The organism is Myxococcus sp. AM010 (genome assembly GCF_013372585.1).
Lineage (GTDB): Bacteria > Myxococcota > Myxococcia > Myxococcales > Myxococcaceae > Myxococcus > Myxococcus vastator.
On the sequence record NZ_JABXEO010000112.1, the window covers coordinates 1 to 20,830 of the forward strand.

Here is a 20,830-nt window from a genome sequence, read left to right on the forward strand (position 1 = left end):
GGGGCGGTGGACGCCGGCAGTTCTCCCAGCCGCGTGGGGGAGACAACAACGACTACGGTCAGCCGCCTCCGGACGACATGGGCGGTGGCCATGGCGGCGGCGGCAACGGCGACGACGACATCCCCTTCTAGGCCCGGCTGACGCCAGCGGTTCCCTGGAAATGAAACCGGCCGCTCCCCGGAAGTCTCGGGGGCGGCCGGTGTGCTTTGTGTCCGTGGACCTCCGGACCCGGCGCGCCGGGCCCGGTTCGCGTCACGGAGGGGGGGCGCCCACGGGGCTGAAGGCGGCGCCCGCGGTGTAGAGCGCGTAGATGACCGCCCAGCTCATGGCCGTGAGAATCAGGAAGAGGATGATGACCACCGGCTCGAACTTGCGCATGGAGCGCTCGCTGGAGAGCAGCCCCCAGCCCATGGCGAAGCCCTGGAGGCCGTTGGCCAGGTGGTACGAGGTGCCCAGCGTGCCCAGCAGGTAGACGACCAGGGTGGGCACGTGGTGGTGCATCTCCCGGGCGATGTCGTCAAACGCCTCCGGGTGACCCAGCACCAGCCGCGGGTAGAGGAAGGCCAGCCAGATGTGGGCGCCCAGGAAGGCCAGCACGCCCACCGCGCTGAGGCGCTGGAGGAGGTACTTGAGGTTGCCGTAGTTGTTGTAGCGGACGTTGTTCGGCCGGAAGCTGAACAGGCGCACCAGGCCCCAGCCGGTGTGCATCAGCAGCGGCAGCAGGACGATGATGAAGGTGAAGACCTGGGAGAACGGGTTGGCGTACGTCGTCACCGACGTCTGCCAGGCGTCCGCGCCGTTGAAGGCGGAGAGGTTGTCCCACAGGTGGTTGACGACCCAGACGGACAGGGGAACCACCGCGAGGAACGAGCCCAGGCGGGACTTGAGGAGCGGTGTCTTCGTCTCTACTGCGGCAGCGGCTTGGGTGCTCATCGAATCTCCAGCGGCGGCGCGCGGGCGTCTTGCCGCGTCCACGGTCGAGGGCAGGTGACAGTCGGACGGCGGTTTATAGCCGTTCCAGCGCCGGGGCTGGATTTCTTCCTCACCCCGGCATGCCAGCACACCCACACGGAGGCATAAGGCTGACCTTATGCGTCACCCCGGGCCGTCCTGCTGCCCGCCTGCCGGGGGCCGGGGCTCCCGCCTTCTGTCGTTGGCGGGCAATGCGGGCTCGGGCACGCTAGTCGCCATCGATATGTCCGACGAGCTTGTCAGTGGAATGTTGAAGAACACGGACCTGCGCGTGGTGCTCGCCACCACGACGGAGCTGTCGCGCCAGGCGCGCGCCACCCACGGCACCGCGCCCGCCGCCGCCGTGCTCCTGTCGCAGGCCCTCACCGCCGCCGCCCTGATGGGGGCCCTGCAGAAGGGCGACGCCCGCATCAACCTCCAGGTGGAGTGTGACGGCCCCCTGCGCGGCCTCTTCGTGGACGGGGACACCTCCGGGCTCGTCCGCGGCTATGTGAAGAACACCTACGTGGAGTACTCCGGGAGCGACGGCAAGTACCATTGGCGCCCCGTGCTGGGGAACAAGGGCTTCCTGTCCGTGCTGCGGGATTTGGGCGGCGGCGAGTACTACCGCTCCGCGGTGGAGCTGGAGGCCTTCGACCTGGCGGCAGACCTGGAGCGCTACTTCCGCCAGTCGGATCAGCTCCCCTCACACGTGCTGCTCGCGCAGCTGCCGGAGGGCGGGGACGCGGAGCCGCTGGGTCGCGTCGCCGGCCTGCTCGTCCAGCCGCTCCCCAGCGCGGACATGGAGGCCTTCGCGGCGCTGGGTGAGCGGCTGCGCCGTGACTTCGCGCCCACGCTCCAGGCGCACGCCGGGGCGGGGGCCGCGGCCGTGCTGCGCGCGCTGCTGCCGGAGCCCGACTTCGAGGTCATGTCGCGCTACCCGCTGCGCTTCGGTTGTTCGTGCAGCAAGGACCGCGTGCTGCGCGCGCTCCTGGCCATGGGACGTGAGGAATTGACGGACCTGCTGGAGAAGGAAGGGCAGGCGGAGGCGACGTGCCAGTTCTGCACGACGCGCTATGTCATTCCTGGAGACGAAATCCGCGGCATCTTGGAGCGCGGCGCCATTTGACTTGCACAGGGCGCGACGGTACTTGCCGCGCGCCATGAGCTACTTCACGCAGTTGCTTGAGGGCGGCTACGAAGCCGTCCACTTGTTGAGTGATTCCAAGACGGGCCTGCGTGCCATTGTGGGCATGCACAACACACGGCTCGGCCCGGGGTTGGGGGGCACTCGCGCGCTGTCCACCTATACCAGCGAGGAAGAGGCCGTCGCGGATGCGCTCCGGCTGGCGCGCGGAATGACATACAAGGCCGCGCTCGCGGGGCTGCCCCACGGCGGCGGCAAGGCGGTCATCATGCTGCCGCGCGGAAGCTTCGACCGGGAAAGGATTTTCGAGTCCTTCGGCCGCGCGGTGGAGTCCCTGGGCGGGCGCTACATCACCACCGAGGACAGCGGCACCAGCCCCGATGACATGGAGCACGTGCGCCGGCACACGAAGTATGTCGTTGGCTTGAAGGAGCGCAGCGGGGACCCGTCGCCGGTGACGGCGTATGGCGTGGCGCGCGCCATGGAGGCCACGGCGAAGCACGTCTTCGGCGGCCCGGACCTGAAGGGCCTGCGCGTCACCGTGCTGGGCGTGGGCCACGTGGGCATGTACCTGGTGAAGGAGCTGCACCAGCGCGGCGCCAAGGTGTGGGTGAGCGACCTCAACCCCGCCAGCGTGCAGCACGCCGTGACGCAGTACGGCGCCACGGCGGTGGACGCCGACGCGCTGCATCGCATGGAGGCGGACATCTACGCCCCCTGCGCGCTGGGCGGCGCCATCAACGACACCACCCTGTCGCTGCTGAACGTGAAGGCGGTGTGCGGGGCGGCCAACAACCAGCTGCTCACCTCGCGTCATGGCGAGCAGTTGGCCCGGCGCGGCATCCTCTATGTGCCCGACTACGCGGCCAATGCCGGCGGCCTCATCAACGTGGCCCAGGAGTGGGCGGGGTATGACCGGGACAAGGCGTACGCCCGCGCTTCCCACATCTTCGACACCATCGACACGGTGCTGACGCGCGCGAAGGAGTCCGGCCTGCGGCCCGAGCAGGTGGCGGACCGGATGGTCGAGGAGCGGCTGGCCGGCTGAGCGCTTGCGCACACAGTGCGTGTGTTGCCGCGAGACAAAGGCGACGTCTGGGGTGTGGCCGGATGTGGCCACCGTGCGGCCCTCGGAGTATGACGGGGCCGCACACACCCCAGCCGGAGTTCAGCGCCGTGGCGACCAAGCGGCAGAGCAAGCCCACCGAGAAGGCCTCTTCGAAGAAGTCCCCCGCGGCGAAGTCGTCGCGGATGCAGGCGGAGAAGCTCGTCTCCATCCCGGAGGACCTCGTGCTGGCGCCCCAGGTGGAGGCGCCGCGCCAGCCGACGGGGAAGGACCAGTCCCGGGGTCGCTCCGCGTCCAGCGGCGTGAAGGAGCTGACCTGGAAGGAGTTCGACCGCGCGGTCCAGCAGCTCGCGGGCTCCATCCAGGAGACCTTCGAACCCCAGGTGGTGGTCGGCGTGGCCCACGGCGGTGTCTTCGTGGGCGGCGCGCTGGCGGGGGCGCTCGGCTGTCCGTTCTTCCCCGTGCGCATCAGCCGCCGGAGCAGGGACCGGGGCAGCACCAGCTCCGCGCCTCGCACGTCAAAGACGCCGCAGCTCGCCGGGGAGATGCCCGCGGAGCTGAAGGGTCGCCGCGTGTTGATTGTGGATGACGTGGCCTCCAGCGGTGACACGTTGGAGCTGGCCACCGCCCTGGCGCGCGAGGCGGGCGCGAAGAAGGTGGCCACCGCGTGCCTGGTGACCAAGCCGGGTGGCTTCTCGCCGGACTACTCCGCGCTGACCACCGCCTCGCTCATGGTCTTCCCCTGGGACTACGAGCCGTCCACCGGCGACGCGCGCTTCGACGAGGACCCGGACAAGGCTGGCGCGTGAGCCTTGGCGCGGTGACGCCATGATTGTCGGGACGGCGGGCCACATCGACCATGGCAAGACGTCCCTGGTGAAGGTGCTCACCGGCATCGACACCGACCGGCTGAAGGAAGAGAAGCGCCGCGGCATCACCCTGGAGCTGGGCTTCGCCCACCTGACGTTGGATGACGGCGGCGTGGCGGGCGTGGTGGATGTCCCGGGCCACGAGCGCTTCGTGAAGGCCATGGCCGCTGGCGCCGGCGGCGTGGACCTGGTGGTGCTGGTGGTGGCCGCGGACGAGGGCGTGATGCCCCAGACGCGCGAGCACCTGGACATCTGCCGGCTGCTGGGCGTGAGGGCCGGCGTCGTCGCCCTCACCAAGTCGGACACGCTGGCGGCGCTGGGCCCGGAGTGGCGCGCGCTGGTGGAGGCCGACCTGGCCGCGCTCACCGTGGGGACCTTCCTGGAGGCGGCGCCCGTGGTGGCCTGCTCCGCCAGGACGGGAGAAGGGCTGGACGCGCTGCGCGCCGCGCTCACCCGGGCCGCGGCGGCGCTGCCCGAGCGGCCTTCGGAGGGCCCCGCCTTCCTGCCGGTGGACCGCGTGTTCACCATCAAGGGGTTTGGCACGGTGGTGACGGGCACGCTGCTATCGGGAGCGCTGGCGGTGGATGACGCGGTGTCGCTCCTGCCCGGGCTGCCCGGTCCGCTGCGCGTGCGCGGGGTGCAGCGGCATGGCGACCCGGTGTCCGTCGTGGAGGCGGGACAGCGCGCGGCGGTGAACCTCACGGGCGTGGAGCCGGAGGCGTTGCACCGGGGCATGGTGCTGGTGCGCGCGGGCGAGCTGCCAGAGACGCGCATGCTCGACGTCGAGTTGACGCTGCTTCCCGCGGCCCCGTCCCCGCTGCCTCGCCGTTCGAAGCTGCTGCTGCACCTGGGCACCGCGCAGGTGGAGGCCACGGTGGCGCTGCTGGACGTGGAGCGCCTGGAGCCCGGCGAGACGGCGCTGGCGCAGCTGCGGCTGGGCACCGCCGTGGGCGCGCTGGTGGGCCAGCGCTTCATCCTGCGGGGCGCGCGAGCCCTTCCGGGCCGAGGCGCCACGGTGGCGGGAGGCCGCATCCTGTCCATCTCCCCTCCGAAGCGGCGCAAGGGGGGCGCGTCGGCGGTGGCGCCCCTGCTGGAGGCGGACCCGGCGGGGCAGGTGGCCTGGCTGCTGCGACAGGCGGGCTACCGCGGCATGACGCAGCCGGAGCTGCTTGGCCGCTCGGCGCTGGGGCCTCGGGTCCTCACGCGCGCGCTGGAGCTGCTGGGGGCGCGGGGCGGCGCGCTCCTCATCGACCGGGAGCGGCGGCTGTATCTCTCCGGCGACGTCTTGGAGGCGTTGCAGGGACGCGCACTGGCGCTGCTGGCCACCTTCCATGAGCGCGAGCCCCTGCGCGAAGGGCTGTCCCGCGAGGAGCTGCGGCAGCGGCTGTCCTCCGCGCTGGACGCGCGGGCGTTTCAGCGGGTGTCGCAGGCGTTGGTGGAGGCAGGCCGGGTGGAGCTGGAGCGGGACGTGGTGCGCCTCAAGGGCCGAGGCCGCACGCTGACGCTGGGGGACACCGCCGCGCGGGCGCGGCTGGCGGCGGAGCTGTCAGCCGCGGGCCTGGCGCCTCCCGCGCTTCCCGAACTGGAGCAGAAGCTCCAGCTCCCCGCCTCCCGGCTGCGCGAGCTGTTGGGCGTCATGGTGGTGGAGGGGGCGGCGGTGCGCGTCTCGGAGGGCTTGTGGTTCGCGGCCGGGGCGCTGGCGACCCTACGCGAGCGCCTGGTTGCCCACCTGCGCGAGAAGAAGGAGATTACCACCCAGGACTTCAAGGAGATGGTGGGGCAAAGCCGCAAGTTCGTCATCCCCCTGTCCGAATACTTCGACCGGGAGAAGGTCACCCTCCGGGTGGGAGAGAAGCGGGTGCTGCGTCGCGGATGAGTACCAAGCGCTACAGCGAGGCGGACCTTCGCGTCCTCACCGACACCTTCCGCAACCCCATGCTGGCGGTGGTGGAGGGACGGGTGCTCGTGGCCAATGACGCCTATGTCGCGTTGCTCGGCCTGCGACGCGCCCAGGTGGAGGGCCGCTCCGTCATGGACTTCATCCAGCCGGAGGACCGCAGCCGCGTCGTCGAGCGCTACTGGCGGGTGGAGGCCGGCGCGCCGCTCCATGAGGGCTCCCAGCTCTTCCAGGTCCCCTGCGCGGATGGCGTGGCGCGCGAGGTGGCCGTCACCGCGTCCCGCTTCGCGTTGGAGCGTGGAGGAGGAGGCCTGCTGCTCAACTGCGTGCCCATGGAGAGCCGGCCGCCGGAGATGTCGGTGGCCGAGCGGCTGGTGGAGACCTCCGCGGGGCTGGTGTCCGCGCACTCGGAGAACGCCGTCCGCCGCGTCGCCCTCAAGGGCTTGGAGGCCGCGGGCTTCCGGGCCCGGCTGCTGCGCTGGGACGGCGAGGGGCTGCTGGCCCGGGACGGAGCGCCCCTGCCGGAGGATGCGCGCCTGGGACTGGAGTCGCTCTCGGACGGGCGTCCCGTCTTCGGCGGCGCGGACCAGGCCTCGCCCACGCACGTCTACCTGCCCGTGGGCGGCCCCCAGGCCGAGGTGCTGTGGGTGGAGGGCCACTGGGTGGCGCCGCACCATGGCTCGGTGTTGATGCTCTTCGCCAAGGTCGTGGGCGCCGCGCTGACGGACGCGCGCGTGCAGGCGGAGAGCGCGCGCAGCCGCTGGGAGATGGAGGCGGTCGCGCAGATGGCGCGCTTCGTCGCGCAGCCGTCTCCGCCCACGCAGGAGGACTTCCTGGAGCGCGTCGCTTCACTGCTCCAGGCGGACGCCGCGGCGCTGCACCTCTCGACGCCGCCCGAAGTCCCGCTGACGCTGTCTGCTCATGTGGGCCTCCGGGACGTGGCGGACGCGCGCCGGCTCACGGGCGTGCTGTCATGTGGCGCGGAGGGGGCGTTGTCCTCGGCCGCGGACGAGTCCTCGCTGGCGGAGCAGTCCGGCGGGCGGTTGGGGGCGGGCGCGGCGGTGTGCCTGACGCGCGGCGGCGAGGTGTGCGGGATGCTCCAGGTGCTGCGCGCGCCGGGGAAGCCCTTTGATGAGCGGGACCTGCGCCTGCTGGGCACGCTGTCGGAGCTGCTGGTGACGCTGCTGGAGCAGCGCCGGCTGCGGGCCGAGTCCTCGCGTCAGCTGGCCGAGACGCGCCTGCTGCTGGACCTGGCGCGCACCACGTCCGGCGTGCTGGAGACGTCGAGCATCCTGGACGTGGCCGCCGACTTCCTCGTCCGCCTGCTGGACGTGTCCAACTGTTACATCCTGCTGTACGACGAGAGCGCCCGGTTGCTGCGCGGCGCCGCGGCCTCCATCGCGCACCGCGACTTCTTCCGCACGGTGGTGCTGCCCCTCCACGGAGACGGCCTGACGGCGCGCGTGGCTCGCGAGCGCAAGCCCATCGCGGTGGAGGACGTGGCCTCCGCGGACGGAGGCTTCAACCCGGAGCTCGCGCACCGCTTCGACGAGAAGGCGCTGCTGGCGCTGCCGCTCACCTCGCGCGAGGAGCTCATCGGCGTGGTGGTGGTGGACGACACGCGGGGCCCGCGCGCCTTCGGGCCGGAGCTCATCGAGCTGGCGGAGGCCACGTGTGGCCAGCTGGCGTTGTCCATCGCCAACGCGCGCCTGTACGAGTCACTGTGGGCCAGCTACGCGGAGCTGGCCGCCACGCGCGCGGAGATGGTGAAGCGCGAGCGGCTGGCCGCGCTGGGCGAGCTGTCCGCGATTGTCGCCCACGAGGTGCGCAACCCGCTGGGCGTCATCTTCAACGCGGTGGCCTCGCTGCGCCGGCTGTTGGTGCCGGGCGGCGACGCGGCCATGTTGCTCGACATCCTGGGGGAGGAGAGCGACCGGCTCAACCGCATCGTCGGCGACCTGCTGGACTACACGCGTCCCAGGGACCCGGTGCTCCAGCAGGAGGACCTGGGGCGCGTGCTCCAGGACTCGCTGGAGGCCGCGCGGATGCAGGGCGGCGGCGCGGACCGCTCCATCCGCATCCAGTCCGACGTGGAGCCCGGTCTGCCGCCGGTGCCCATGGACCGCCGCCTCATCCGACAGGCGCTGGTCAACGTGGCGGTCAACGCCATCCAGTCCATGCCGCAGGGGGGGCTCGTGCAGGTGCGCGCGCGCCGTGAAGCCCATGCGGGGCGCGAGCAGCTGCGCATCGACGTGGTGGACCAGGGCCCGGGCATCCCCGCCGAGCTGCTCCACCGCGTCTTCGAGCCGTTCTTCACCACCAAGGCCCAGGGCACCGGCCTGGGGCTGGCCGTCGTCAGGCGCATCCTCGAGGAGCACCGGGGCGAAATCGCCGTGGACAGCATCCCGGGGCGCGGTACCACCTTCACCTTCCGGCTGCCGCTCTCGCAGCCTCCGTCCTTCCCATGACCGACGCGAACACTCCGCCGACCCGAGGACGGCTCCTCGTCGTGGACGACCAGCGCAACATGCGCGCCACCACCGCCCTGTTGCTGCGGGCGGAGAACTACACCGTCTTCGAGGCCGCCACGGGCGAGGAGGCCCTGGCCCAGCTCGCCAGCGGCAGCATCGACCTGCTGCTGACAGATTTGAAGATGGAGCCCATGGACGGGCTCACGCTCCTGCGGCGCGCGATGGAGGTGGCGCCCCGGCTCCAGGTCATCATGATGACGGCCTTCGGCTCCATCGAGAGCGCCGTGGAGGCCATGCGCCTGGGGGCCTACGACTACGTCACCAAGCCCTTCAAGGAGAGCGAGCTGCGCTACCGCGTGGAGCGCGCCCTGGAGCGCGCGCGCCTGCTGCGCGACGTGGACAACCTCACCACCGACTTCAACCAGCGCCACGGCCTGTCCGCCCTGGTGGGGCGCAGCGCCGCCATGCGCGAGCTCACCACGCGGCTCATGCGCGTGGCGCAGAGCGACGCCACCGTCCTCATCCAGGGTGAGAGCGGCACCGGCAAGGAGCTGGTGGCGCGCGCGCTCCATGCGCACAGCCGCCGCAAGGCCCGCTCCTTCGTGCCCGTCAACTGCGCGGCCATCAGCGAGTCCCTGCTGGAGAGCGAGCTGTTCGGCCACGCCAAGGGCGCCTTCACCGGCGCGGTGAAGTCCCGCCGGGGCCTCTTCGAGGAAGCCGACGGCGGCACGCTCTTCATCGACGAGGTGACTGAGACGAGCCCCACCTTCCAGTCCAAGCTGCTGCGCGCGCTGCAAGAGGGCGAGGTCCGCCGCGTCGGTGAGTCCACCGCGCTGCGCGTGGACGTGCGCATCGTCGCCGCCACCAACCGGGACATCGAGCTGGAGGTGCGCGACAAGCGCTTCCGGCAGGACCTCTTCTACCGGCTCAACGTGGTGGCCCTCCGCGTGCCGCCCCTGCGCGAGCGCCTGGAGGACGTGCCCGCGCTGGCGGAGCACTTCCTGGAGCGGGCCAATGCCCGCAGCCCCAACCCCAAGCGCCTCTCCGCCGCCGCGGTGGCCCACCTGATGAGCTACGACTTCCCCGGCAACGTGCGCGAGCTGGAGAACCTGGTGGAGCAGGCCGCCGCGCTCGCGGAGGGCAACGAGCTGCTGCCCGAGGACTTCCCCGTGCGACAGGGCCGCATGACGCCGGCTCATGGCACCCCCAGCGTCGCCTTCCTGGACGGGCAGGGCGGAGCGCTCGGGCGCAACGCCAGCGCGGGGCCCACGCTGGCCCAGGTGGTGGAGGAGGCGGAGCGCCACGCCATCACCCAGGCGCTGGAGCGGCACGGGGTGGACCTGGCGCGAGTCGCCGATGAGCTCGGCGTCTCCTCCACCACCCTCTGGCGGAAGATGAAGCGGCTCAACCTCCGTCCGCCCAGCGAGCTGGCCCGGGAATAGCCCTGGAGTAGGGTAAAGACTCACCCATGTAACTTTCCTGCGGCCATGGATTCAGATCCGAAATGGACGGGTTCATAGGTGAAAAAGACAAGCGACTGAATTTACTTGGCTTTTTCACTTCTGAAACCCCATTGCAGCCATGAAATGGAGCGTGGGGGTGGGGCCAGCGTCAGCTAGTGCTTCAAGTGCCTGAGAAAACTAGAGTTTCTCCCTGAGAGGCGGCTGGCACGGCGACTGCTAAAGGATTACGCGGGACACATCGAAGCGAGGCTGAAGGCGGTTCCCCCCCACCCCTTCAGCACTTCCGGTGAGTCACCTTGAGAAGACCCGCGGCCCGGCACCTCTTTGGGGTGTCGGGCCGCCTTCTTTTCCGCGTCTGCAAGCCGAGCCAGTTCGCGACGAAAGGAAGCTCAGGTGAGTTCATCTGCATCTCAGTGGGTGCTGCGTCCCGGTCGGCTGGAAGACCACGCTGTCTTCGCCCGGCTCTTTCTGGAGCTCGGGGTGGATGATTCTCCCCCGCCCGAACCTGTATGGGCGGCGGAAATCGCCCAGCTCTCCCTGTTCGCCGAAGGCCCCCAGGGCGTGGGCGCCTACGCCGTGACGATGGCCCTGGGGGACTTCGGGTTCGTGACGCAGCTGGTGGTGGCGCCGTTCGCTCGGGGGCAGGGGCTGGGACGGCGGATGATGTCGCACCTGGCCAATCACCTGCGCGCACAAGGGTGTACCCGCTGGGGCCTCAATGTGAAGCGGGAGAACGTGCCCGCGCTCGCGCTCTACTCCTCGCTGGGAATGCGGCCGGTCCGTGAGGCCACCACCCTGCGGATGACGCGGGCCCAGTTGGAAGCGCTCCCCGCCGCGTCCCCGGACGGAGCCGTGGTGCCGGTGACGCTGGAGGACTGCGGCGCGCTGACGGAGGCCTTCGGGATGCTTCCCGGCAAGTTGGCCGGCTTTGCGGCCAGTGAGTCGCACCGGCTGCTGGGGCTCGTCGACCCCCAAGCACCTGCACGCCGGTGGTTGGGGATGATGGACCTGCGCTCCGGGCCCCTCTTGTATCCCTTCTTCGCGGTGTCTCCCGCGCATGCGCGGACACTGCTCGAAGCCGCCTTCGGGCGGCTGGGGGCGGGCGTGTCCACCCTGAATGTCTCGGTGACGGATGACGCGCCCCTGGTGCACCTGCTCCGCGAGGCGGGAGCGCAGACGCGCCTGGAGACGCTGGAGCTTCGCGGCCCGTTGGTGGACGCCGCGCCCTGATGGATTCACGGGCGGCCGGAAACACGACGCCCGCCCGGGCACGAAGCCGGGGCGGGCGGGGTGTGGCAGCGGAGGTGGGAAGCTACTGGCCGAAGATGCTGCTGGCCTGCTCCAGCCACCCCATGATGGGGCCGGGGATGATGCCCAGAATCACGACCGCCGCGGTGGACAGCACCAGCGCCAGCTCGGTGGACCAGCTCTTCTCGAGCGCCTGCGCACCCTCCGGCACCGGCCGCATGAACATGTAGACGACCACGCGCAGGTAGTAATAGACGCCCGCCGCGCTGGAGAGCACGCCGACGATGGTGAGGCCGATGAGGCCCGCGTCCACGGCGGCCTGGAAGATGAGCAGCTTGCTCATGAAGCCGATGGTGGGCGGGATGCCACCCAGCGACAGCATGAAGGCCGCCATCGCGAAGGCCCAGCCCGGCTTGCGCTGCGCCAGCCCGCTGAAGCGCTCCAAATCCCAGGCCGTGCCCTTCTCCTCGTCCTCGCGACGCTCCAGGACGGAGACGATGGCGAAGGCGCCCACCGCGCTGAACGTGTACGCCAGCAGGTAGTAGAGGATGCCGCGCAGCGCCTCCGCGCGGGCCAGGTCCAGCGGGGTGCCGCCCGTCAGCGCGGACGCACCCAGCAGGCGGAACTGCTCACCCGGGCCGGTGACGAAGAGGGCGGCCACGCCCACCAGCAGGTAGCCGGCGTGCGCAATGGACGAGTACGCCAGCATGCGCTTCACGTTGCGCTGCGGAATCGCCAGCAGGTTGCCCGCCACCATGGTGAGGAAGGCCAGCACGGAGAACAGGGTCAGCAGCATCGCCGGGTCCACGCCCTTGCCCACCAGGAAGAACACGCGGACCATCGCCGCGAAGGCGGCCGCCTTCACGCCCGCGCTCATCAGCGCGGTGACGGGCGTCGGCGCGCCCTCATAGACGTCCGGCGTCCACATGTGGAACGGCACCGCGGCCACCTTGAAGGCGAAGCCCGCGCCCACCAGGATGATGCCCGCGTACACCAGGCCCGGCTGCGACGACAGGGCGGTGGACAGCGGACCGGCCATGGCCGTCAGGTGGGTGGTGCCGGTGGCGCCGTACAGCAGCGCCGCGCCGTAGAGCAGCACCGCGGAGGAGAAGGCGCCCAGGATGAAGTACTTGAAGCCCGCCTCGCTCGGCCGCGTGCCACGCCGCAGGTACGACGTCAGCGCGTAGGTGGCGATGGAGAGGACCTCGATGTTGATGAAGAGCGTGATGAGCTCGTTCGACATCGCCAGCAGGCTCATGCCCGCCGTGGCGAACAGCATCAGCGCGTAGAACTCACCGCGCTCCGCGCCCCGCTTGCGCAGGAAGCTCACCGAGCTCAGCGTCGCCAGCGCCAGGCCCACGCACACCACGAAGGTGAGGAAGCTGGAGAAGGGGTCCATCACCCCGAAGCCGAGCATCACCTCCTGGGGCGGCTCGAACATCGTCGTCAGCGCCATGGCGCCGGCCGCCACCGCCGTCACCACGGTGAGCACCGCCTGGTACGCGCGCGACGCCGTCGTGGAGAGGAACACCTCCGACAGCAGCAGGATGGAGGCACCCACCACCATGATGATGGTGGGCAGCAGCGGGAGGAAGTCTGCCAGGGTGAGATTGGGCAGGGTCATGTCGGAAGCTCAGGCGGCTTACTGCCGCGGCGAGGGAACGGCCGGGGCGGCGGCCAGCGGAACGGGCGCGGACGGCGCGGCGACGACCTGACGGGACGGCAGGGCCATCACCTCCACCCGGAGCCGGTCCTCCTGCAGTTCGGCCCCCGGCGTGCCCACGCGGGCGCGGGCCAGGAAGCGGTCCGTGGACGGCGCGAGCCGGTCCAGGAAGGGCTGCGGCTGCAGGCCCATCACCGCCACCAGCACGATGAAGGGGAGCACCGTGAGGCCCTCTCGCAGGTTCATGTCCGTCAGGTGCTGGTTCTCCCGGTGGGTGATTCCGCCGAAGAACACCTTCTGCACCATCCACAGCATGTAGGCGGCGCCCAGGATGACGCCCAGCGTGGCGAACCCGCCGAAGACCGCCGTCAGGTGCGCGTTGCCCGCGGCCTCGCCCAGGTCGCTCTTGAAGGTGCCCAGCAGCACCAGGAACTCACCGATGAAGCCGTTGGTGCCCGGCACCGCGATGGAGGAGAAGGTGATGATGACGAAGGCCGCGGTGAACACCGGCATCACCTTCGCGATGCCGCCGTAGTCCGCCATCAGGCGCGAGTGGCGCCGCTCATACAGGTAGCCGAACAGGAGGAACAGCGCGCCCGTGGACACGCCGTGGTTGAGCATCTGGTACGCGCTGCCCGTGGCGCCCTCGGCGGTAATCGCCAGGATGCCCAGCATGCAGTAGCCCAGGTGGCTGACGGACGAGTACGCAATCAGCTTCTTGATGTCCCGCTGCGCCAGGCACATCAGCGCGCCGTACACGATGCCGATGACGGCCAGCGTGGCCAGGAAGGGCCGCGCCTGCTGCGTGGCCACCGGGAAGAACGGAATCGCGTACCGCCAGAAGCCGAACGTGCCCATCTTCAGCGTGACGCCGGCCAGAATCATGGAGCCGGCCACCGGCGCCTGGACGTGCGCGTCCGGCAACCAGGTGTGCAGCGGCCACATGGGGACCTTGACGGCGAACGCGATGGCGAACGCCCCGAACAGCCACGGACCCCAGGTGTGCAGCGTGGCGGCCAGCCCGGTGAGCGAGTCACACGCGCCCGCGGGCCCCGCCGTGCAGGCGCTGAGCTGCCGGTTGGCGTCCAGCAGGCCGTTGTAGATGCTCGCGTAGTCGAACGAGCGGGCGCCCACCGGCGCGCTGATGAAGTACACGGCGATGATGGCCACCAGCATCAGCAGCGAGCCGGCCAGCGTGTAGAGGAAGAACTTCACCGCCGCCATCTGGCGGTCCTCGGCGCCCCACACACCCACCAGGAGGTACATGGGGATGAGCATGGCCTCGAAGAAGATGTAGAAGAGCAGCACGTCCAGCGACACCAGCGCGCCCAGCATCGTCGTCTGGAGCACCAGCAGCGCCAGGTGGAACTCCTTGATGCGGAACTTGATGTACGTGGTGGACGCCAGCACCACCAGGGGCCCCAGGAAGACGGTGAGCAGCAGCAGGCTCACGGCCAGGCCGTCCACGCCAATGTGGTAGCTGGTGCCGAACATGTCGAACCAACGCGCCCGGTACTCGAGCTGGAACTCCGGTCCGCCCGGCACATACGCCATGTAGGCCCAGACCCCGAACACCAGGTCCAGCACCATGGCGATGAACGTGACGGTGCGAATCTGACCGTTCTCCCCGGCCGGCAGCAGCGCCACCAGCGCCGCGAACACCAGCGGCAGGAAGACGACGAGGTTGAGCAGGTGGTTGTCGACGAAGCTCATTGCATCACCTGGATGAGGGCGTAGGCCACCCCGCCCAACAGGGCGATGGCCATCACTGCGGCGTAGGCCTGGGCGTCACCCGACTGCACGTAGCGGAGCGCGCTGCCCACGCGCGCCGTCACCCACGCCGTGCCGCGGACCGCCACGGTGTCGATGACGAGCGCGTCCACCACGCGGAAGAGGAGGAAGCTCATGAACTTCACGGGACGGATGACAATCAGCTCGTAGAGCTCGTCCACGTAGAACTTGTTGAGCGCCAGGGGGCGGACCGCGCGGATGAAGGCGGGATCCGGCTTGCCCACGCGCGCCGGGAAGTAGCGGAGGTACAGGAAGGCCGCCGCGCCGCCACCCGCCAGGGCCACGGCCCAGGCCTTGAGGTAGTCAGGCACCACCTGCGGGCGGCTGGTGTCCAGCGCCACCAGCGTGCTGGCTTCGGTGATGCGCCGGGTCGCGCTGAACACCGGGCTCAGGAAGTTGTCGAGCACCGGCTGCGACGTCATGTCGAAGAAGTTGATGCCGAACGCGTACCGCGCGGCGACCACGCTCAGCACCGCGAGCACCACCAGCGGGAGGGTCATCTGCCAGGCGCTCTCATGGGCGTGCGCCACCCGGGCCTCCTTCGAGCGGGGACCCTCGAAGGTGAGCAGGTACACGCGCGTCATATAGAACGCGGTGGACGCCGCGATGAGCAGGCCCAGGTAGTAGACGAGGCTGGACACCCACTCCAGGCCCTGCAGGTGGTTGTGGTGCACGCCGTGCAGGATGGCGTCCTTCGAGAAGAAGCCGGACAGCGGGAGGATGCCGGTGATGGCCAGCGTGGCGACGAGGAACGTCGCCCAGGTCCAGGGCATCTCCTTGCGCAGCCCGCCCAGCTTCTTGATGTCCGTCTCGTCGCCGTTGCCGTGCATCACGCTGCCGGCGCCGAGGAAGAGGCAGGCCTTGAAGAAGGCGTGCGTCATCAGGTGGAACACCGCCGCCCAGAAGATGCCCATGCCCACGCCCATGAACATGATGCCCAGCTGGGACACCGTGGAGTAGGCGAGCACCTTCTTGATGTCGTCCTGCGCGAAGGCGATGAGCGCCGCCAGCAGCGAGGTGAGCGCGCCGATGATGGCGATGGTCGCCATGGCGGTGGGGCTCAGCACCAGCAGCGCCGACATGCGACTGAACAGGTACACGCCGGCGGTGACCATCGTCGCGGCGTGGATGAGGGCGGAGACCGGCGTCGGGCCGGCCATGGCGTCCGGCAGCCAGACGTACAGCGGCAGCTGCGCGCTCTTGCCCGCGGCGCCCAGGAGGAACAGCAGCATGGCCGCCGTCATCACCCCGCCGAAGGTGTAGCCCGCCAGGGGGCCCGCCTCGATGGGGGTGCTCAGGTCGACCTTGTCCGCGGTGCCATCCACCAGGCCCTCGGCCAGCTTCTCCAGGCCCTTGAACGTGACGGGGCCCTTCTTCTCCAGCGCGGCCGTGTAGTGATTCACCGTGGTGCCGGCGGTGTTGTAGTCCGCCGCGTTCGACTGCTGGGTGAAGGCGGAGACCAGCAGCACCAGCAGGAAGGTGGCGATGAGGAACGCGAAGTCACCGATGCGGTTGGTGACGAACGCCTTGCGCCCGGCCCACGCCTTGGCCGGGTCGTCGTACCAGAAGCCGATGAGCAGGTAGCTGGCCATGCCGACGCCTTCCCAGCCCACGAAGAGCAGGACCAGGTTGTCGGCCAGCACCAGCGTCAGCATCGCCGCGACGAACAGGTTCAGGTACGCGAAGAACCGCCAGTACGCGGCGTCGTGCTCCATGTAGCTGGTGGAGTACAGGTGGATGAGGAAGCCGACGCCGGTGATGATGAGCAGCAGGATGCCGGACAGGTGGTCCACCATCAGCCCGAAGTTCACCCGGAAGTCGCCCACCGAGAACCAGGTGCCGTAGTCGTACGCGAGCGCGTAGCGCACGAAGTCCCGCTCGATGCCGAACGGGTTGGGGTAGATGGCCGCCAGCCGGCCCGTGTCGGGGTTGTGGTGGCTGGTCGCCCAGAACGCCAACACGCTCAGGGCGAAGGAGCCGGCCACCGTCGCGCAGGCGACGAGCTGGACGTTGGCCCGGCCCATCATCTTGCCGAACACGCCGCAGATGAACGCGCCCAGCAGGGGCAGCGCGATGATGAGCCAGAGCGAGGGCGCCAGGATGTCCGGCGCCACGGGTGCCGCCCGGAAGAATTCGACGAGAGTCATGACAGTGGCTCCTGGGGAGGCATCAGTGCTTCATCGTCCGGATGTCTTCCACCAGGACGCTGCCCCGGCTCCGGAAGACGGCGATGACGATGGCCAGACCGATGGCGGCTTCCGCCGCCGCCACCGCGATGACGAAGAAGGCGGACACGTGGCCAAGGTCGTCACCGCGCATGCGCGCGAAGGCCACGAACGTGAGGTTCGCCGCGTTGAGCATCAGCTCCACGCACATGAAGATGACCAGCGCGTTGCGGCGGACGAGCACGCCGAACATGCCCATGCAGAACAGGGCGGCGGCAAGCAGGAGGTAGTAGGTGATGGGAACCATGGGCCGATTCGGGGCCTCGCGAGCGGCTGCCTGCGCCGCCATCTAGCACAGAAAAGTTGTCCGGAATGGGCGATCAGATTCGCGACTTGGCCACGACGACTGCGCCCACCATGGCCACCAGCAGCAGCAAGCTCACCGCTTCGAAGGGGAGCAGCCACTGGGTGAAGATGACCTGACCCAGGGTGGCGATGGTGCCGAAGGAGGCCTGCGCCCCCGTGCTCAGCGTGGCCGGCTCGGCGGGCAGCTTCAGGAGGATGATGGCCAGGGCCGCGAACAGGCCCACCGTCGCCGCGCCGCCCGCGATGCGCGCCACCGTGGGCTTGCCGCGCGTGGGCGACTCTCCCAGGTTGAGCAGCATGATGACGAACAGGAAGAGCACCATGATGGCGCCCGCGTACACGAGCACCTGCATGACGGCCACCGTGTGCGCCCACAGCAGCACGTAGATGCCGGCCAGGAAGAAGAACGTGGACACCAGCGCCATGGCCGAATTGATGGGGCTGCGCGCGAAGATGACCGTTCCGGCCGACAGCAGCGTCAGGAGCGCGAACGCCCCGAAGAGGATGAGCTCGATGTTCAAGACCAGTCTCCGAACGAACCCCAGGGCTTGTCGCCGAACGGGCAGCGGTGCTCACGGATGTGGGCCTCGAACTCGTCCCGGAACCGCATGAGGAACGAGTGCGTGGGCAGCGCCGCCGCGTCGCCGAGCGCGCAGATGGTGTTGCCCAGGCCGATGGGCGGGTAGGGCGCGATGGACGACGCGACGTTGGACAGCATGTCGATGTCGCCCGGCTCGCCGCGGCCCTCTTCAATCTTGCGCAAGAGGCGCGTCTGCCAGGGCGTGCCCTCACGGCACGGCGTGCACTGGCCGCACGACTCTTCCGCGTAGAAGCGGGCCACGCGCCACAGGCTGCGCACCATGCAGGTGGCGTCGTCCATGACGATGACGCCGCCGGAGCCCGCCATGGTCTGCTTCACCTTGAGGGCCTCGAACTCCATGGCCACGTCCAGCTCGTCCGCGCCCAGCACCGGCGCCGAGGAGCCGCCCGGAATCACGGCCTTCACCTTGCGACCCGCGGGCATACCCCGGCCGTACTTGTCGTCGTAGATGAGCTCGGCGAGGGTCGTGAACATCGACACCTCGTAGACGCCCGGCCGGTTCACCGTGCCGGAGAGGCAGACGAGCCGCGTGCCGCCCGACTTGTCGGTGCCCAGCTTCGCGTAGGCGTCCGCGCCCTGCTGGAACACGGCGGGCACGCTGGCCAGCGTCTCCACGTTGTTCACCACCGTGGGGCAGCCGAAGAGGCCCACCACCGCGGGGAAGGGGGGCTTCAAGCGGGGCCAGCCCTTCTTGCCTTCCAGGCTCTCCAGCAGCGCCGTCTCCTCGCCGCAGATGTAGGCGCCCGCGCCGCGCACCAGGTAGCAGTTCAGCTCGAAGTCCTTGCCCAGGACCGTCTTGCCGAAGATGCCCGCCTTGTAGGCTTCGTCGATGGCCGCCTGCGTGCGCTCCGCCGGGAACTTGAACTCACCGCGCAGGTACACGTAGCAGGTGTGCACGCCCAGCGCGTAGGCCGCGATGGCGATGCCTTCCAGCATCATGTGCGGGTCGTCTTCCAGGATGTAGCGGTCCTTGAAGGTGCCCGGCTCGGACTCGTCGCCGTTGACCGCCAGGTACTTGGGCTTGGGGCTGTCCTTGGGGACGAAGCTCCACTTGAGGCCCGTGGGGAAGCCGGCGCCACCGCGACCGCGGAGGTTCGACTTCTTCACCTCGTCGATGATGGCGGCGGGCTCCATCTGGAGCGCCTTCTTCAGCGCCTCGTAGCCCCCCCGCTTGCGGTAGCTGTCCAGGGTCCAGGACTGAGGCTTACCCCAGGCCGCCGAGATGATCGGTTCGATCGTCTTTGCCGTAGAGGCCATGTCGATGACGTCCTAAGCCTAAGAAGGGTGGGGGGAGGTTCAGCTCAACCTGGCGAGGATGGCATCCAGCTTCGCCTGGGTCAGGCTCTCGTGGTGATCCTCGTTGATCTGCAGGCAGGGCGCGGTGCCACACGAGGCCAGGCACTCGGTCTCTCGCAAGGTGAACTTCTCATTGGCTTCACCTGCCTTGAGGCCCAGCTTCTCCTCCAGGTAGGCGAGCATCTTCTCCGCGCCCCACAGCGAGCAGGACAGGTTCGTGCAGACGTCGATGACGTACTTGCCCGGCTTCTTGAGGTGGTACATCACGTAGAAGCTGGCCACTTCCATGGCCCGCTCGGGAGTGACCTCCAGATGCTTCGCCACCAGCCGCAGCCCTTCCGGGGGCAGCCATCCCTTGATTTCCTGGAGCAGGCGCAGCGCCGGGAGCATGCCCGCGCTTTTCCGATCCGGAGGGTAGTGGGAGATGATCTCCGCGATTCCCGCGTCGAACTTCTTCTGCTCTTCAGAGGTGAACAGGGGCTCCGCCATGGCGGGCCGGTACGTATTGCCCCAATGGCTACGTTGTCAACATAAACCCTCGAAGCTACACTGGGTTGCCATCAGCAAATTACCGAGCGATTTCAAGCCCTTGTTATGAACCCGGGTCCAGAGGACAAGCGCCAGCACCCCCGCGTCCCGGCTGTGCTGAGAGTGGACTACACGGACGGGCGCCAGGCCCGCGACGTGACGGAGAACCTGTCCCACGAGGGCCTGTTCGTCCAGACGGACCTGTCCTTCGTCATGGGGGACGAGGTCCGGCTCGCACTTTCTTTCCCGGGGCTGTTGGATCCGGTAGAAGTCAGCGGAACCGTGGCCTGGATGCGGCCAGCGGGCCCCGATCAGCCCGCGGGCGTCGGCGTTCGCGTGGAGCGCGAGCAGGACCGGCGGAAACTGGGTGACATCTTGAGTGCGGCAGGAGCAGACAGCCACGCGTCCCACGCAGAGCACGAGGGGTATCGTGTGCTCATCGTCGAGGACAACCCGCACATCATCGAGATGTACAGCTACGTGCTGAAGAAGCTGGCCAGCGGCGAGCTGCACGGAAAGGTCCCCCTGGAGGTCCACTTCGCGCCGGACGGGCACCACGCGCTGCTGATGCTGCGCGAGGACCGCTTCAACCTGGTGATGACGGACCTCTACATGCCGGTGATGGACGGCTTCGCCCTGGTGGAGCGGATGCGCGAGGAAGAAGCGCTGCGCGCCATCCCCATCATCGCCATCTCCGCCGGCGGCAAGGAGGCGCAGGACCGCGCCATGCAGCTGGGCGTGGACATCTACCTGCGCAAGCCGGTGCGTTTCGTGGAAGTCCTGGAGACGGTGAAGCAGCTGCTGCGCATCAAGTAGGGGCGCGTTTTACCGCCAGTCCTCCGTTGAGCCACGGCGTGGGGACGGCATAGAGTCCCATCCCCATGCAGAAGCCCGCCCTCAATCGCGACACCGTCAGTGGCGAGGCGCTGTTCATCCTCCGGAACCTGAGGGAGAACGGCCGTCTTGGACGCTCGAACAAGCTGGCAGACGTGAAGTCCGCGCTCGAGCCGTCCGTGTCGCTCGAGTTCGACAACTACTTCTTCTTCCTGCGCAAGTTCCACTACATCGCCATGGACCGCGAGGCCCAGCTCAAGCTCACCGACCAGGGTGAGCAGGTGGCGGGTGGGGAGCTGACGGAGCGCTTCTCCCTGGAGGTCGGTGAGTTCTTCGCCGAGCAGCTGTCCGCCGCCGCGGACGCGCCCCTGGAGGGCGCCGGTGGGGACGACCCGCTGATGGTGCCTCCGCCTCCGCCGGAGCTGCTGCTGGACGAAGCGGAGGTCGACGGCGCGCCGCCCCCGCCCTCCGGCC

The 20,830-nt window shown here is 69.4% G+C and carries 16 protein-coding genes and 1 pseudogene; 9 read left to right on the top strand and 8 right to left on the bottom strand.

Going from position 1 to position 20,830, the window contains the following annotated elements:
• Window positions 1-252: 252 nt before the first annotated feature.
• On the bottom strand, window positions 253-933 hold the full coding sequence (locus tag HV826_RS32830) for a succinate dehydrogenase (RefSeq protein ID WP_176420986.1): 681 nt from the start codon (window positions 931-933) through the stop codon (window positions 253-255).
• 262 nt (window positions 934-1,195) lie between these two features.
• Between HV826_RS32830 and HV826_RS32835 the strand changes: the two genes are divergently transcribed.
• The 7 genes from HV826_RS32835 (at window position 1,196) to HV826_RS32865 (ending at window position 11,094) form a co-directional block, all read left to right on the top strand.
• Complete coding sequence (locus HV826_RS32835) at window positions 1,196-2,080, top strand: Hsp33 family molecular chaperone HslO (protein WP_176420987.1); 885 nt, start codon at window positions 1,196-1,198, stop codon at window positions 2,078-2,080.
• 34 nt (window positions 2,081-2,114) lie between these two features.
• Window positions 2,115-3,146, top strand: coding sequence for a Glu/Leu/Phe/Val dehydrogenase (locus tag HV826_RS32840; RefSeq protein ID WP_176420988.1), 1,032 nt, complete (start codon window positions 2,115-2,117; stop codon window positions 3,144-3,146).
• Between the two features lie 62 nt (window positions 3,147-3,208).
• On the top strand, window positions 3,209-3,973 hold the full coding sequence (locus HV826_RS32845) for a phosphoribosyltransferase (protein ID WP_176420989.1): 765 nt from the start codon (window positions 3,209-3,211) through the stop codon (window positions 3,971-3,973).
• 19 nt (window positions 3,974-3,992) lie between these two features.
• Window positions 3,993-5,909 (top strand): selenocysteine-specific translation elongation factor, encoded by a 1,917-nt coding sequence (gene selB, locus HV826_RS32850; RefSeq protein WP_176420990.1) that lies wholly within the window; start codon window positions 3,993-3,995, stop codon window positions 5,907-5,909.
• The gene (locus tag HV826_RS32855) at window positions 5,906-8,398 is read left to right on the top strand and encodes an ATP-binding protein (protein ID WP_176420991.1); all 2,493 of its coding nucleotides are present in this window, start codon (window positions 5,906-5,908) and stop codon (window positions 8,396-8,398) included. The genes selB and HV826_RS32855 overlap by 4 nt, the downstream gene beginning before the upstream one ends.
• Window positions 8,395-9,843: a sigma-54 dependent transcriptional regulator gene (locus HV826_RS32860; RefSeq protein WP_176420992.1), complete on the top strand. Its 1,449-nt coding sequence runs from the start codon at window positions 8,395-8,397 to the stop codon at window positions 9,841-9,843. Before HV826_RS32855 ends, HV826_RS32860 begins: the two co-directional genes overlap by 4 nt.
• A 414-nt stretch (window positions 9,844-10,257) precedes the next feature.
• Window positions 10,258-11,094: a GNAT family N-acetyltransferase gene (locus tag HV826_RS32865; RefSeq protein WP_176420993.1), complete on the top strand. Its 837-nt coding sequence runs from the start codon at window positions 10,258-10,260 to the stop codon at window positions 11,092-11,094.
• 82 nt (window positions 11,095-11,176) lie between these two features.
• Here the strand turns inward: HV826_RS32865 and HV826_RS32870 are convergent, their stop codons facing one another.
• The 7 genes from HV826_RS32870 to nuoE all read right to left on the bottom strand — a co-directional run bounded on the left by HV826_RS32870 (window position 11,177) and on the right by nuoE (window position 19,483).
• The gene (locus tag HV826_RS32870; protein ID WP_176420994.1) at window positions 11,177-12,736 is read right to left on the bottom strand and encodes an NADH-quinone oxidoreductase subunit N; all 1,560 of its coding nucleotides are present in this window, start codon (window positions 12,734-12,736) and stop codon (window positions 11,177-11,179) included.
• Between the two features lie 18 nt (window positions 12,737-12,754).
• On the bottom strand, window positions 12,755-14,488 hold the full coding sequence (locus HV826_RS32875) for a NuoM family protein (RefSeq protein WP_176420995.1): 1,734 nt from the start codon (window positions 14,486-14,488) through the stop codon (window positions 12,755-12,757).
• Window positions 14,485-16,713: an NADH-quinone oxidoreductase subunit L gene (gene nuoL / locus HV826_RS32880; protein ID WP_176420996.1), complete on the bottom strand. Its 2,229-nt coding sequence runs from the start codon at window positions 16,711-16,713 to the stop codon at window positions 14,485-14,487. The genes HV826_RS32875 and nuoL overlap by 4 nt, the downstream gene beginning before the upstream one ends.
• A gap of 22 nt (window positions 16,714-16,735) precedes the next feature.
• Entirely contained in the window at window positions 16,736-17,038 is a 303-nt protein-coding gene (nuoK, locus tag HV826_RS32885) for an NADH-quinone oxidoreductase subunit NuoK (protein ID WP_002638444.1), read from the bottom strand.
• 73 nt (window positions 17,039-17,111) lie between these two features.
• On the bottom strand, window positions 17,112-17,618 hold the full coding sequence (locus HV826_RS32890; RefSeq protein WP_176420997.1) for an NADH-quinone oxidoreductase subunit J: 507 nt from the start codon (window positions 17,616-17,618) through the stop codon (window positions 17,112-17,114).
• Window positions 17,615-18,955 carry an NADH-quinone oxidoreductase subunit NuoF gene (gene nuoF / locus HV826_RS32895; protein WP_176420998.1) on the bottom strand — a complete coding sequence of 447 codons (1,341 nt, stop codon included), beginning with the start codon at window positions 18,953-18,955 and terminating at the stop codon, window positions 17,615-17,617. Before nuoF ends, HV826_RS32890 begins: the two co-directional genes overlap by 4 nt.
• A gap of 39 nt (window positions 18,956-18,994) precedes the next feature.
• A complete protein-coding gene (nuoE, locus tag HV826_RS32900; protein WP_013935738.1) occupies window positions 18,995-19,483 on the bottom strand; it encodes an NAD(P)H-dependent oxidoreductase subunit E in 489 nt (162 codons plus the stop codon).
• 105 nt (window positions 19,484-19,588) lie between these two features.
• Here nuoE and HV826_RS32905 point away from each other — a divergent pair, with 105 nt between their 5' ends.
• Complete coding sequence (locus HV826_RS32905) at window positions 19,589-20,338, top strand: TIGR02266 family protein (protein ID WP_176420999.1); 750 nt, start codon at window positions 19,589-19,591, stop codon at window positions 20,336-20,338.
• Window positions 20,339-20,403: 65 nt separating this feature from the next.
• A pseudogene (locus HV826_RS32910) lies at window positions 20,404-20,830 on the top strand (serine/threonine protein kinase); the annotation flags it as partial.